This is a genomic window from Thermomonas sp. (genome assembly GCF_019104945.1).
GTDB lineage: Bacteria > Pseudomonadota > Gammaproteobacteria > Xanthomonadales > Xanthomonadaceae > Thermomonas.
On the sequence record NZ_JAHRWW010000003.1, the window covers coordinates 29757 to 43383 of the forward strand.

A 13627-nucleotide genomic window follows, 5' to 3' on the forward strand; every position below is an offset into this window, starting at 1 on the left:
GATAGTCACATCCAGCCCGGTACAATACACGGATGCACAAGAACGCAACGCATTCGCTTTTACCCGATGTCGCCTTCGATGCTGTTGCGCTGGCGCGCCCGCTCGACTGGGTTGGCATGGAAGGCATGGCCCTACCCATTCGCCTACACAGCGCAGACGGGCAGGGCATGTTGGTGCCCGCAACAGTGGACGTGGCAGTCAACTTAAGCAAGCCCGATGCGCGCGGCATCCATATGTCGCGGCTATACCTGCAGCTGCAGGCGGGGTTGGCCAATGAAGCCCTTGGTGCGCCCTCGCTGCGCCGCCTGTTAGATGCCTGTATCACTTCGCAAAAAGGCCTTGCCACCCACGCGCGCCTGCGCCTGCGCTACGACCAATTGCTGCTGCGCAAAGCCTTGCTCAGCGATAACACTGGCTGGAAGCGCTACCCGGTGGAGGTGGAAGCCGAATTGCACGACGGCCACCTGCGCTTGACGCTGGCGTTTTCGGTGGAGTATTCCAGCACTTGTCCGGCCTCGGCGGCACTGTCGCGGCAGGCCAATGCGGCGCGGTTTGGTGAAGACTTTTCCGCAACCACCAGCCTTGCCCCCACCGACGTGCAAGCATGGCTGGAAAGCGAGCGCGGTATGGCCGCCACCCCACATGCCCAGCGCAGTCGCGCCGAGGTGCGGGTGGAGCTAAAACCCGCGTTCGACGAACTACCGCTGGTAGCACTGGTGGACGCCATCGAAGCGGCCCTCGGCACCCCTGTGCAAACCGCAGTGAAGCGCGAAGACGAGCAGGCCTTCGCCTGCGCCAATGCGGCCAATCTGCTGTTCTGCGAAGACGCTGCGCGTCGTGTTGCCTCGGTGTTGGCAAGCGATAGCCGCGTAGCCGCATGGAACGCCCGCGTCGCACATTTTGAAAGCCTGCACCCGCACGACGCGGTGGCAAGCGTCAGCGGACGCAATCCAGCAGTACGCTCAGACTGAACTCGCTTCGTGATTAGTTCGACTGCTTTCGTGCCGCCGTTCATACTGTGACAAACGGGTAATAAAAAAACAAGTCCGGGGATAGACCGGACTCGCTGAAATGGGGCAACGCCATCAAGATGTTGCCCCAGCTTTACTCTAGGTGTCAGCTATTTGATTAGAACTGGAACGACAACCGCAGGTTGGCGGCATGGTCGCGGCCTTCATCGGAGTATTGGCCGTTATAGCCAACTTCTAGCATCACGCGCTCACTCATACGTGCCGCAAGACCGAGTTCGACCAATGTGGCTTTGTCGGCAATGGGGGCGCCCCAAGTAGTGAAGGTTGCACCGTTGCCAAAGGCCATGCTGGTTGCTGGGGTTCGATCAGCTGATGCAAAACGGTAGGCTAGGCCCGCGCGCAGGCTGAGCCACGACTGTTCTTGCTGTGAACCCTTGAGGTTCATGGCGCCACGCAAGCCCATTGTGGTTAGGTCTACCGTGTTGCTGGATTTACGAGCACTGAGCGCTGCATCACCACCAGTTTCGGTAAAGGCATCGGATTCGGCTTTCACATAGGCATACTGCACATAGGGCTCAAGTTGCCAGCTGGTGTTGCTGAACTGGTAGCCACCCTCGATAAACAATTGCTGGGTGCGACTGTCGTATTGACCTTGCAGCGCTTGCGCTACGCCAGGTACATTTACACTACGCTGAGTACTGATGTCATGACTGGTTAGACTGGCGCCCCCATGCAATCCGAATGCACCCCAGCGCTGTCCACCGAGGAGAGCGAAAGTGCGGCTGGTGACTTTGCCTTTGGCCATATGAGCGACTGTGGTGGCGTCGTTGCGACTGGTGCCGCCTAGCGCACCGATGCGCAGACCATTATCGAATTGATAATCCCCCCCCACCAGCGTTTGATTTCCGGTTGAGCGAAGCCCTGTGGCATTGCCGTCACTTTCTAGCTGGTTTCCGTTGCCGAGAATGTCGACCCACAAGGTTGCGCCGGGTGCAGTGGACTGGCTGCTAAATGCGTCGTGACCACTACCAGCACGCGCCAATGCAGCTTGACGCACTTGTCGGCCGTCTTCCAGTAATACGTTGCGTAGGCTGGGGTGCAGATCACCGGAAAGCTGATCGAACGCTTTCAACGCGTTTGTCGCATCTAGGAAGACCATTTTTTGAAGCAGTGAATTGGTGGTGGAAAGTGCATCAATTGCACCGGCTGTTTGGTGCTGGTTCGCAGTTGTTGCCACCGAAGCGAGAGCTGCAGCGCGAACGACGTCAGCGTAAGCGCTGTTTGCGCTGTAGCGAAGCTGCATTTTCGCAAACGGGCTGAACAAGCTATTGTCCACGCCTGCAAACGTGCCAGAGATGCCTTGGGTGGCGGTGAGGAAGTTGTAGCTTTGACCCAGCCCATATACCCCGGCCGTGCGCAACGCGACAACCGTGCCACCGTTCAAGGTGGCCGTGCCATTGATAGTTATCGTGTCATTGGCGCTTGGTGGCTGCATTTCGACAAGGAATTTCGAGCCTGCCTGCTGCACATAATTGCCATTGATCGTCAAGTTGCCAATGGAATTGCCCGGCGCGATCGTGCCCGCTACGGTAGTATTGCCTAGGCTACCGCTGCCGCCAAGAATGCCACCTGTACCGACGAAGGTATCACCGCCGCTGAGTTGGCCATTGATGACAGCGGTTCCGCCGACGATGTTCAGATTGCTTCCCGTGAGGTTCCCGGTCAGGCGGAAGACGCCGCCGTTCACGGTGACATCATCAGTCAAGGCATTGTTGCCCGACAATTCTAGCGTGCCGCTCTTGATGCTGATGCCGTTGAAGCTGTTGTCACCAGACAAGCGCAGCCAACCGCCGTTCACGCTAGCGAAGGAAAGGCGGCCAGGGCCGCCGATATCGTTGGTCCAGTCATCCCAGATGCGCGCATCGCTCCAGACGCGCAATCCGCCTGCCTTGGTATTCATTACAACATCGGTATCGACACGGAACTGGCCAAAGCCTTCGATTGCTTTTTTCAGGTTCAGCATGCCCCAGCCATAGATTTCATCGACACCTGGCGCACCCATATCCGTGGCCGTGGTCAGCATGATGTCGCGGATTTGTGGGTTGCTCAGATAGGGGTAGCGTTCGAACAAGAGCGCTAGGGCACCGGTGACGTGAGGAGCCGCCATGGAGGTGCCGCTGTAGACATCGTAATCATACGTTGGTGTCAGGCCACTCGGATCTAAGCTGAAGTTGCCATCTTCATCCGGCATCAGGTCGTCGAGATTGCCACCGATCCACCCGCCCCAAAAGGAATCCGGATCTTGCACACCGTACACAGTGGATGTGATGTCGGTGCCGGGGGCTGCAAGACACCAGTTGGCGCTGAGGCCGCACTTCATCGAACGGTTGCTCAGGACGTATGGCGCATCTGGATTGTCGGTTTGGCTGACGTTAACCACGCTAAGCCAAAATTCCTCGAGTTCAGGCATAAAGCGCGGCAATGAAGCGTAGATACCGGCAATTGGACTTTGTGTGGGGGTGGAAATCACCGACTTTGTATTGCCTGCGGCCCAGACTTGGATCATTCCCTTAGCTAGCGATCCGTCGCGCATTGCGTTGAAGCGTTCTTGCATCGCCGGATTGTTGAAGATCGCATTTTGACCTGCGGCGTTGCTGGGTTCATTTGCCAATCCCCAGCTATGGTTTAGTGCACGCACGCCATCCGCATTCATTTGTGAATACATGTCAACAAAAGCCGACGCCGAAGGCTGCATGCTCAGTGCGCCAAGCGAAGTGATATAGCCATTCCGTACGGTGACGAAAGTTAGGCTATCGGCAAACAAGCGCGCGGAGCTGAAGTTGGCGTCGAACGCGACGCCATGCATTCCCTCACCATCCCGGTTGGCGGCCATTGTGCCGGCGACGTGGGTGCCGTGTGCGCCGTAGGTGTAAACCACCTTGCCCGCTAGGTGCTTGGTAACTGAATAGTTGGCAAAAGTTTCATCGAAATAAGTGGCATCGAGCTGTGGGGTGCCGCCATCGGTTCCGAAGCACGTAGTGTCGCCTAAAATGTAACTATTGGCAGCGCAGCGATTGCCATCAGCGTCGATATCACCAATGTGTAAGCCATGATGATTCTTGCCAGCAAATTCTGGGTGTTCCAGCCCGGCGCCGGAGTCGAATAATCCGATACGGATGCCCTTGCCAGTTAAGCCACGTGCATAGGCATATTGGGCATTGATAGCGGCTAGGCCCCAGTCTTGTTCAAATTCGTCGGTGCGCCAGCTATCAGGGTTGCCGATTGCTCCTGGATCGCTGGTTTGCACTACTACCGAATGCGTAGTTGCGGCAGGTAATGCAACATGCTTGGTTTGCAAATAGGCCGCCTGTGCGGATTCACATGTGCGCTTGGCTTGGGTGCCATCAATGGCGCTGCATGCAGAGGCTTGTGTGTTGATGGAGTGCACGGTAGCTTTGGCTTGCACCGAAGCAGTCGCGCCAATCCCCAAAACTAAACTGGCTGAAATTGCGTGGAACAGACGAGAGCGAAGAATGTGATTGGGCGTGATTTTCATAGTGTCCTGAATGTATTAAAAATTGAGGCTGCATATCTGCTTTGCAGATGAATGCAGAGTTAATAAACCCTCAATTTTTAACACAAATCTGATATTTTGCAAATAATTGTGACCAATTAGGGCGCTGTATTTGCTAGTACAAGTGTCGGACGTGTTATTTGTGTGTTGAAATCACTCGATAATTGTCACCTTGAATCTCATGGGGGCCGATCTGCCGGGTCTGTGAAGGATGAGTGTAAGTGTGCCGCGAGTGGATGATGGGACGCTCCAACTGAAGTGGCCCGCCGTATCCAATTCGATCGCTTGTCCTTCAATTGTCAGGTGGCTGCCTACTGGCACCGCTCCGTTGAATGGTTTGCCCGCTTTGACCATATGCGGGATAGCGATGTGCTGACCCGACTGCCGCTCACCGGGCGGCAGTGCTGGAGCGAAAGGTGGTGATGGGCTGATTGACTGAGGAAAAACCTCTTTGTTGGACATGTCTTGGAGTGTCGTGTCAATGACAGGTGGTTGATCCGTTTGGATATGCTGCGCGCAACCATTGAGGCCGATTCCCAGCAGTAGGCCAATAGATAACTGGCGAGGTGTTTGTGTCATCGGGCATACGTCATACGTTGCCCCTGCGGGCCGTTCACCAGCGTGCTGCCGTCCCACACCTGCACGCCGTTGACCCAAGTGGAGGCGATGCGCGAGCGGAAGGTGAAGCCTTCAAACGGCGACCAACCGCATTTGCTGAGCACGTCGGAGCGCTGCACGGTAAACGGGCGGTCTTCTACCAGCACTAGATCGGCGGCGTAGCCTTCGCGCAGAAAGCCGCGGCTTTCCACGTCAAACAGCTGGGCTGGGGCATGGGCGAATTTTTGCACCACCTGCGCGGTGCTGAGCTTGCCGTCAAACACCTTTTCTAGTGCTAGGTTCAGTGCGTACTGCACCAGCGGTAGGCCGCTGGGCGCACTAGCATACGGCTTGGCCTTTTCTTCCAGCGTATGCGGGGCGTGATCGGTGGCGAGCACGTCCAGCACGTCATCGGCAAGGGCTTGGATAATCGCGGCGCGGTCGGCCTCGTCTTTGATCGCCGGGTTACATTTGATCCAGTTGCCAAGACGGGCGTAGTCGGGGCGGGCGAAATGCAGAAAATGCACGCAGGTTTCGGCGGTGATCTGCTTGCGGCTGCCATCGGCGCGGATGAGTGGGCCTTTTTCAAACAGGGCCAGCTCGTCGGCGGTGGAAATATGCAGCACATGCAGGCGGGTGCCGTGGCGGCGCGCCAGCTCCATCGCCAGCCGGGTGGACTTGATGCAGGCTTCGCGGCTGCGGATATCAGGGTGGCATTCCACCGGGATGTTGTCGCCGTACTGCGCCTGATAGCGGGCAAGGTTGGCGTCGATCATCGGGGTGTCTTCGCAATGGGTGATGATTGGCACCGGTGTGTCGCGGAAGATCGCGTCCAGTGTTTCCGGGTTATCCACCAACATATTGCCGGTCGATGCGCCCATAAACACCTTGATGCCAGGTGCGGCTTTTGGGTCAAGCGCGCGAATCGCCTCCAGATTGTCATTGGACGCGCCATGGTAGAAGCCGTAATTAGCCCAAGCACGGCCCGCCGCGCGGTGGTATTTATCCTCTAGTGCTGCGCTATCCAGGGTTGGCGGCTTGGTATTGGGCATGTCCATGAAGCTGGTCAGCCCCCCGGCCACGGCCGCGGCGGATTCGGTGGCCATATCGGCCTTGTATTCCATGCCCGGCTCGCGGAAGTGCACTTGGTCGTCGATCATGCCCGGCAGCAGGCGCGCGCCCTTGGCGTCGATCACGGTTTCGCCGGGTTTACCGGTAAGGCCGCTGCCAATCTGTTGGATGCGGCCGTCTGCAAAGCGCAGATTGCCGTCAAATTCGCGGCCTTCGTTCACAAGGCGGGCGTTGACGATGAGGGTAGAAGTCATGGGGAATCCTTTTTAGAAGGGACGGGGTCGTGCCCGCCGGGATGCAGGGGGTGGCAGCGCGCAATGCGACGTGCGGCCAGCCAGCTGCCTTTAAGCGCACCGAAGCGCTCTAACGCCTCGATGGCGTATTGGGAGCATGTGGGATAAAAACGGCAGTTCGGCCCCAAAAGTGGGCTAATAAAGCGCCTGTAGCCTTGCACCAGCGCGATGAGAAATTTATTGATCACAAACGCTCACAAGAAGCGAAATTATGAGGCTGAACGTGTTACGGTTGCCCCCATGCGCGTGACAGGGTATAACAGCGCGCCTTCCCGCCTCAAGGGACAACCGAGGGAAACTTGAACGTGGCAGCGAAGAAACCAGTGAAAAAAGCCGTTAAGACGGCCAAGAAAACCGTTCCGGTGAAAAAGCCCGTGCCTGTTAAAAAGGCCGCGGCGAAAACACCTGCAAAGTCTGTTGCTGCTAAAAAGGCGGTAACTCCGGCTAAAAAGCCTGTTGTTGCTAAAAAAGCAGCAGCAGTAAAAGCGCCCGTGGCGAAAAAAGTCGCAGCGGTTAAGAAAACAGGGGGTGGAACAGTTTCCGCAGTAAAGAAGCCAGCCACAAAGGTTGCGAAGCCTGTGGCCAAAACCGTGGCTAAGGCACCGGTAAAAGCACCTGCGAAGGCGCCAGTAAAAGCGCCAGCCAAAGCCGCAGCGGTGAAACCCGTAGCGACAAAGCCTGCTGCAAAGCCGGTGGCGAAGCCAGTAGTAGCGAAACCTTCGGCCGCAAGCAAGGCGAAGCCTGAAAAGGTCGCTGCCGCACCGGCAAAAACGCCAACGCCTGCGGCAGGGGTTAAAGTACAACCGGCCAAGGTTCAAAAAACCGTGGCCCCAACACCGGGTGTGCAGAAGGCTGTGGCCGCGCCGGTGGAAGTTAAAAAACCTGCCGCAGCCAAGACAGTAGGGAAAGTAATGGTGGCAGTGGTGAAAACGAACAAGCCGGAAAGCAAACCGGTGGCAAAGAGCAAGTTCAAGGTGATCGACTTTAAGACCGACGATGCTACCGGGCGTCCCATTTTGCCAGAGGGCTACAAACCTTCGGCAGATGAAGAGTACATGAGCCCGCTGCAGCTGGAATACTTCCGTCAGCGCCTGTTGCAATGGCGCGCGGATCTGGTGGAAGAGTCCAAGCAGACCATCGAAAACCTGAAAGACGAGGTGCGCGATATTGGCGACGAAGCCGAGCGTGCGACCCGTGAAACCGAAAACTCCTTGGAACTGCGCACCCGCGACCGCTACCGCAAGCTGATTGGCAAGATCGACAGCACGCTCAAACGTGTGGACAGCGGCGAATACGGTTTCTGTGTGGATACCGGCGAAGAAATCGGCTTGGAACGCATGGACGCCCGCCTCACCGCAGAGCGCACTATCGACGCCCAAGAGCGCTGGGAACACCGGCAAAAGCAGATGGGCGACTAACCACCGCTTCATGCACCCCATACAACAAACCCCGCTGAGGCGGGGTTTGTTGTGTCAGGTCATAACATTTTCAGCGGCTTTTGCAGGCAAGCAAGGTGCGTGCATAAACAGCCTTTAGGGTTCCGCTGCTTTCTTCAGTAAGCGTTTCCGCTTTAACGAGCTGGCCTGATGCCATGCCAGCAGTAAAGCTGCCGTGTCGTCATCCACGGCAAAAAACCAAGGCAGCGGGCGATCAAGAATTTCGCCCAAGCGCTCCAACATGCGCAGGTTCGGCATGTGTCGGCCTTGTTCGTACTGATTGATACGGGGCGAGGCTACCGTAATGTCTAACTCTGCAACGATGCCCAGTTGCCGTTGGGATAAACCAGCGGCCTCGCGCGCCTGTCGCAGGCGCAAAGCCACGATTCCCAGTAAATCGTTTGACGTTGCGCGCTTGGGCAAGAAACAGACAACCTTTCCAGAACAGACTGGATAGGGTCGGCAATTCTTCTTGTGTCCACATCTAAGTAATGCTTAGATGGCAAGGTGTTAAAGGACAACCCAAGGATGAAGTTGGATATGAATAAGGGTAATTTACCTGCGCTGCGCGCAGTGATAGCTATCGTGCTGCTGGTTTTGACAGGTGCAGTAAGTGCAGAGATGTATAAAGTCAATGTTCGGCGAATCGACAAGGATTTATACAAAACCAGCGATGGCGTCTATATCCAGACGAAGTATTGCTACGAATACGCCTACGGCGACGACGCCGTGCTCAGGTACGAGCGGTATTCCTACGAAAACAAGCTGATTTTCGACAACGGCACGGTTTGTGACGTCGAAAAGGTATTCAAGTGATGGAGTCTGCCATGAAGATGGGACTGTTTTTCGTGGCTATGCCGGTAATGTGGCTGGCACTTGCGTCCGGTGCGGGAGCGCAGGAGCTTTCGGCGCAGGAAGTGTTCAAGCAGGTATCGCCAAGTGTGGTGGTGATCGAAGTTAGGGAATACCCGGAGGGGAAGCCTTCCCGGTTGGTTGCGTCGGGCAGTGGTGTCATTGTTCCGAGTCGTTCCGAAAATGGAAATCTGGTTGCTACCAACTGCCATCTGACGGACAAGTCTGACGATGGAATATTTCTGGTCAGGCATGGAGAAAGTAGTGGAATTGGGTTTATGAAAGGCAGGGATGCTGAAAGGGATTTGTGCTTAATCAATACTCTTTTCCCGGATGGTCTTGGGGAGAATAAAGGCAGCTCCATAAAAGTTGGTAAAGACGGCAAGGTCATCTACAAGAAGCTCCCGACGGTACGTGTTGCCTCTTCGCAATGGCTGGAGGTTGGTGATCCGGTTTATGCCATCGGTGCGCCGCAAGGCCTGGAGTTGACCTTGTCGAACGGTCTGGTGTCCGGCATCCGTGAGTACAAAGGCACCGAATACATCCAGACCACCGCGCCGATTTCCCAAGGTTCCAGCGGTGGCGGCCTGTTCGATGCGCAGGGGCGGCTGGTCGGCATCACCACGATGTACCTGAAAGACGGGCAGAACCTGAACTTTGCCATCCCGGCGGAGTTGATTGCATCGGTGCCGGAAGTTGGGAAAAACAACGTGCAGCCAGCTGCGCGTACGCTGGAGCCTGTGCCGCAGCCTGTAGAAAAGCCCGCATCGCCACGAAGCCGCTGGGTTGAGGTCGGTAGTAGTGATTTATCCACTGCATACGTTGATACACAGACCCTTCAACGCAACGGCACGGATGTCACTGTTTGGACGAAGTTCGTATTGGACAGGCCGAAAACCGATAAGGCCGGAGACACCTACGACGAAGAACTGAGGCTCGATGCCTATCACTGCGCAAGTCGTCAAAGCACGACGAAGTTTTTTTCGCAGAGGCTTCGTGGAAGTTTGGTTTGGAGTCACGAATACAAAAGCTACGAACAAGATCGGGGAAGCATTCAGCCTGGGACTGTGGGCGAAGCAATCATGGAGGCGGTTTGCAAATGAATGACATGGCGATTTCACATCATGGATGCGTGTTGTTGGTAGTGACTGCCTTGAGCGCCATTGCTCTCTGTGGATTTTTCATAACAAAAACGTCGGGATTTGGTCGCTATAACACATCTGTGCTTGTGGTGATTTTGGCGATTTCCTTTGGCTGCATTGCTTTGATCTCTGGCTTTCTTCCAGGGCAGGCCTTCTCTGGTTTGTTGATGGCGGTGGTTGGCTTTGCCGGCGGCATGGTGGTTGGAAAAGAGCAGTCATAGCAATTGATCATGACCAAGCTCCGCACCCACTACGACAACCTGAAAGTCGCCCGCGACGCCCCGGATTTCGTCATCCGCGCCGCGTACAAGACGCTGAGCCAGAAATACCACCCGGACAAGAATCCCGACGACGCGCGCGCTGCGCGGGTCATGTCCCTCATCAACCAATCCTACGACGTGCTGTCCGACCCGGAACGGCGGCGCGAACACGACGCATGGATCGCGCGGGAAGAAGCGAAACTCAAGGCCCAAGCCCAGCCGCAATCCCCGCCGATCCCGCCGCAATGGCAGCAGCCGGAACCGTCTCTGCCTCCCTCGCCAGCGTCCAAACACTGGCTTTCCACGCTGTTGCTGTTGCCCGTCAGGTTGTTAGCTGCTCTTTTTGAGTTCGCGCCCCGGTTGACGGTGCTGGGTCTGCTGCTTGGTGGCATCTGGTTATGGAATGCGGTGACGCCGGATCGCCCGCCGCCGCCGGGGCCGAAGCCTTATCAGGCGGCTGCGCCCGTAACTCCTTCACCTGCTCCCGCTCCCGCCAAGCCGGCCCATATCCGGCCGGCCACAGCTCCCAATGGGAGTGCATGGCCCACCCGTGCCGACTATGTGAGGGGCTATCCCATCAGCAACCGCGAAGGGCGCTCCGAAGTGACGGTGGACAATACGCAAAACGATGCAGACGTGTTCGTCAAGCTGGTATCGCTGGAAGGTGAAACCGCCTATCCGGTCAGACAGTTCTATATCCCGTCCGGCGCGAAGTTCACCATGAACAAGGTGGATGCGGGTCAGTACGACTTGCGCTATCTCGATCTTGCGACGGGAAAACTCTCGCGCTCCGAATCGTTCGAGATCGAGGAACGGCGCACGGCGACCGGTATCGAATACAGCAGCATGACCATGACGCTGTACAAGGTGCGGGATGGCAATTTCCACACGTATGCTCTTGCCGCTGACGAGTTTTGAGTGCTAATGATTGGTTCCATGAAGCGGAGAAATACATGAAGCAGTTTTCGGGGAGATTTGCTGTTCTGATGGTGCTTGCCGGGATGGTGTTTCCGCTGATGGCGGCGGAGCGTAATTTCGTGCCGGTCGCGGTGGGAGAGCAGGCGGTCGAATACGATGATGGAAATCCGGTGCTGCTTGCAAGGACGGAGCGGGCGTTCGTCGTGGCGTCCTACATTCCGCGCGACAAGAAATCCTGTCTGGTCAAGATCGAGCTGAGGAATATTGGTGGCGCGTCGTTCACCGTCAGCGAGTCCGATATCACCGCAGCTTCCGGGCAGGAGCCATTGGAGGTTGCGACCTATGCCGAGCGATTGAAAGCGCAAAAGCGTGAAGCCATGTGGGCGAATATCGCTTTAGGAATGGCCGCAGCGGCGGATGGTTACAACGCGGGTGCTGCTGGCTATAGCGAAACAAAAGGGTCGTATACCGGTTCGGTGGGCAGGTCATCCTTTAGTGGCACATATTCCGAAAAAACTTACGACTCAACGGCTGCTTATCAAGCGCAAACGCTAGCTCAGATGCGGAGTCAACAATTAAGCGAGATGCAAGCGGCGAGTGCCAAGTTCGCAAGACTGGAATTGAAAGACAGAGCGTTCAAGACCAATACGCTTTCGCCCGGTGAACTGGTGATAGGCGATGTGCAGCTATCCTTGCCGAAGAAAAACAAGAAAGTCCCCGCCGAGTTTGTCATGAGCCTAGTTGTTGCAGGGGAGTCAGTGCGGCTCTTGTTTCGAGAGCGGTGATGGTGAGGGGACGAATTCTGAATCCAGTTCCTTTTAGGAGAGCGCCAAATGGAAGTCCTGCATCGCATTTTCTCCAAGCCTTTCGAGGTGACGCAATTTTGGGTGTCTGGCCGGTATCTGGTGATGCAGATGAGTGCAGGTAACACGATCGGCCATTTGTTCAAGTATTGCCCGGAAAACGTGCGGAAGTACCAGCCTGCACAAGACGGCGATTGGTTCTTCAATGTATGTGATGGTGAGGGTGGGCCATCTGGAGGTGATTTTCTTCCTAGAGTACTGCCAAGCCGCAGGAATATCGCGGTGCTCAATGGCGCTTGTATCAAAGCTTCGCATCATCTTGATGCACGGCTGAGACATGTTGGTATGAAAGAGGGGGACGATGACAGCGCGCTGTTTACGGAGATTGTGGCGTGGTATGGCAGAGGGGCAATGGAACTTGCAAACCCGTCCTATCAGCGCGACCTCTGGCAAGTATTTGCGGACGACTGGGGGCTGGGGCTCCCTGTGCCGGAGCGGTTCGGTGTCGATTCCGTGACGATTACGCATCGCCCCGGTATGCCGTGTGCCGCTGCGATGGTGCGGGCAGTGCAGCCGATCATTGAGGCTGTGCATGGAGAAATGGAGGTCGTGAGTCAGAGTACGGAAACGGATGGCGGACGGCGGTTCGACGTGCTGGAATATCAATGCGCGGATGGGCGGACACTGGTGCAGCGATACGATATTACCGATGTATTTGGCCGTAACGACCTAGATTGGATGCACTTCCATTTCTGAATGGTGTGGATTGTGCAATCGGCACAAAATTAAAAAACCCCGCAATGAACTGCCCCCAAGAAGTTGGGCGGTTAAGACGCCATTGCCTGCTGTGCTGCTTTGGCTAGGAAGCCGCTGCGGCTCATATGCGCGGCTTCGGCGGCGCGGTCAATGCGCTGTACTAGGTTTGCAGGTAATGAAATATTCAACCTGATGGGTTTTGTGTTCACTTTGGCTAGGTCAATTTCGACCAGCATCCAAACGCCGTTGGTATAGATTGCATCGTTGACCCATTGCTCGATGCTACTAGGCTCCGGGATGGATAGGGCTTCGCCGTGGAAATGTGCCTCAACCGCTTCCTGCGCCATACGGGGAAGGTCTGCTAAATCATCGGCCGCAGTAAAACAGCCTGGAATATCGGGAAATTCGCCGCCCCAAGCGCTGCCTTCTTCGTGATGTACATAGAGGGGGTAGAGCATAACGGTCTCCTATTTCCAATCCCAGCCAGCTTGTCGATAAATACTGCGAACTGTCCCGATAGGCAGGTCATGTTTGGGGTGTGGCACTGTGACATGGCCTAGCTTATTTGCGTGCTTGAACTTGTGGTGCGAGCCGTTGACGTGTACTAGCTTCCAGCCTTCTGCCTTTAGCTTTCGGATAAGGGCTGCACTATTCATGGATGATTATACACACAAATACACATTTGCAATTCCTCGACAAAAAGCCCCCGCAAACATGCGGGGGCCTGAGTGAGTCTACGAAGTTCGGGGCTGTTACTTGGTATCTAAGCCACGCGCTTCCAGCAGCGGTTCGATCTTGGCCTCGTAGCCCGACAGGTTCGGGAACAGCTTGCCGGGGGCGATTTCGCCGCCCGGAGCAAGTACCTTCGCACGCACGCGGTCGCCGTTTTCCAGCGTCAGGCCGCCGTTGTTGCGGATCCATTGGGTGGTGTTGGCGCCCAGCACTTCCGACCAG

General features: G+C 56.2%; 14 protein-coding genes. 8 read left to right on the forward strand and 6 right to left on the reverse strand.

The features are described from left to right. Positions 1-32 precede the first annotated feature (32 nt). Complete coding sequence (gene folE2, locus KUL77_RS00905; protein WP_297142339.1) at positions 33-971, forward strand: GTP cyclohydrolase FolE2; 939 nt, start codon at positions 33-35, stop codon at positions 969-971. Between the two features lie 157 nt (positions 972-1128). Here folE2 and KUL77_RS00910 read toward each other — a convergent pair whose 3' ends face one another. From KUL77_RS00910 to yidD, 3 genes are all read right to left on the reverse strand, one after another. Then, positions 1129-4437 (reverse strand): autotransporter serine protease, encoded by a 3309-nt coding sequence (locus KUL77_RS00910; protein WP_297142342.1) that lies wholly within the window; start codon positions 4435-4437, stop codon positions 1129-1131. 683 nt (positions 4438-5120) lie between these two features. Next, entirely contained in the window at positions 5121-6467 is a 1347-nt protein-coding gene (locus KUL77_RS00915) for a dihydroorotase (protein WP_297142346.1), read from the reverse strand. Continuing rightward, a complete protein-coding gene (gene yidD / locus KUL77_RS00920; protein WP_297142348.1) occupies positions 6464-6694 on the reverse strand; it encodes a membrane protein insertion efficiency factor YidD in 231 nt (76 codons plus the stop codon). Before yidD ends, KUL77_RS00915 begins: the two co-directional genes overlap by 4 nt. A 117-nt stretch (positions 6695-6811) precedes the next feature. On the opposite strand from yidD, the gene dksA reads away from it, so the two are divergent. Further along, positions 6812-7924 (forward strand): RNA polymerase-binding protein DksA, encoded by a 1113-nt coding sequence (gene dksA / locus KUL77_RS00925; protein WP_297142351.1) that lies wholly within the window; start codon positions 6812-6814, stop codon positions 7922-7924. Between the two features lie 114 nt (positions 7925-8038). On the opposite strand, the gene KUL77_RS00930 is transcribed toward dksA, so the two are convergent. Further along, on the reverse strand, positions 8039-8365 hold the full coding sequence (locus KUL77_RS00930) for a helix-turn-helix transcriptional regulator (protein WP_297142354.1): 327 nt from the start codon (positions 8363-8365) through the stop codon (positions 8039-8041). A gap of 105 nt (positions 8366-8470) precedes the next feature. Here KUL77_RS00930 and KUL77_RS00935 point away from each other — a divergent pair, with 105 nt between their 5' ends. From KUL77_RS00935 to KUL77_RS00960, 6 genes are read left to right on the forward strand one after another with little or no spacing between them, the layout of a single operon-like run. Then, positions 8471-8758, forward strand: coding sequence for a hypothetical protein (locus KUL77_RS00935; RefSeq protein ID WP_297142358.1), 288 nt, complete (start codon positions 8471-8473; stop codon positions 8756-8758). A gap of 11 nt (positions 8759-8769) precedes the next feature. After that, positions 8770-9897 carry a S1C family serine protease gene (locus KUL77_RS00940; protein ID WP_297142361.1) on the forward strand — a complete coding sequence of 376 codons (1128 nt, stop codon included), beginning with the start codon at positions 8770-8772 and terminating at the stop codon, positions 9895-9897. Beyond that, positions 9894-10157, forward strand: a complete 264-nt coding sequence (locus KUL77_RS00945) for a hypothetical protein (protein WP_297142365.1) — start codon at positions 9894-9896, stop codon at positions 10155-10157. The genes KUL77_RS00940 and KUL77_RS00945 overlap by 4 nt, the downstream gene beginning before the upstream one ends. 9 nt (positions 10158-10166) lie before the next feature. After that, positions 10167-11114 carry a J domain-containing protein gene (locus tag KUL77_RS00950; RefSeq protein ID WP_297142368.1) on the forward strand — a complete coding sequence of 316 codons (948 nt, stop codon included), beginning with the start codon at positions 10167-10169 and terminating at the stop codon, positions 11112-11114. A 35-nt stretch (positions 11115-11149) separates the two neighbouring features. Further along, positions 11150-11899 carry a hypothetical protein gene (locus KUL77_RS00955; RefSeq protein ID WP_297142370.1) on the forward strand — a complete coding sequence of 250 codons (750 nt, stop codon included), beginning with the start codon at positions 11150-11152 and terminating at the stop codon, positions 11897-11899. A gap of 48 nt (positions 11900-11947) precedes the next feature. Next, on the forward strand, positions 11948-12673 hold the full coding sequence (locus tag KUL77_RS00960) for a hypothetical protein (protein WP_297142373.1): 726 nt from the start codon (positions 11948-11950) through the stop codon (positions 12671-12673). Between the two features lie 71 nt (positions 12674-12744). Here the strand turns inward: KUL77_RS00960 and KUL77_RS00965 are convergent, their stop codons facing one another. Both KUL77_RS00965 and KUL77_RS00970 read right to left on the reverse strand, forming a co-directional pair. Further along, positions 12745-13131, reverse strand: coding sequence for a type II toxin-antitoxin system HicB family antitoxin (locus tag KUL77_RS00965; RefSeq protein WP_297142376.1), 387 nt, complete (start codon positions 13129-13131; stop codon positions 12745-12747). Positions 13132-13425: 294 nt separating this feature from the next. Beyond that, the coding region (locus tag KUL77_RS00970) for a M3 family metallopeptidase (protein ID WP_297142379.1) at positions 13426-13627 on the reverse strand (202 nt) is incomplete at its 5' end.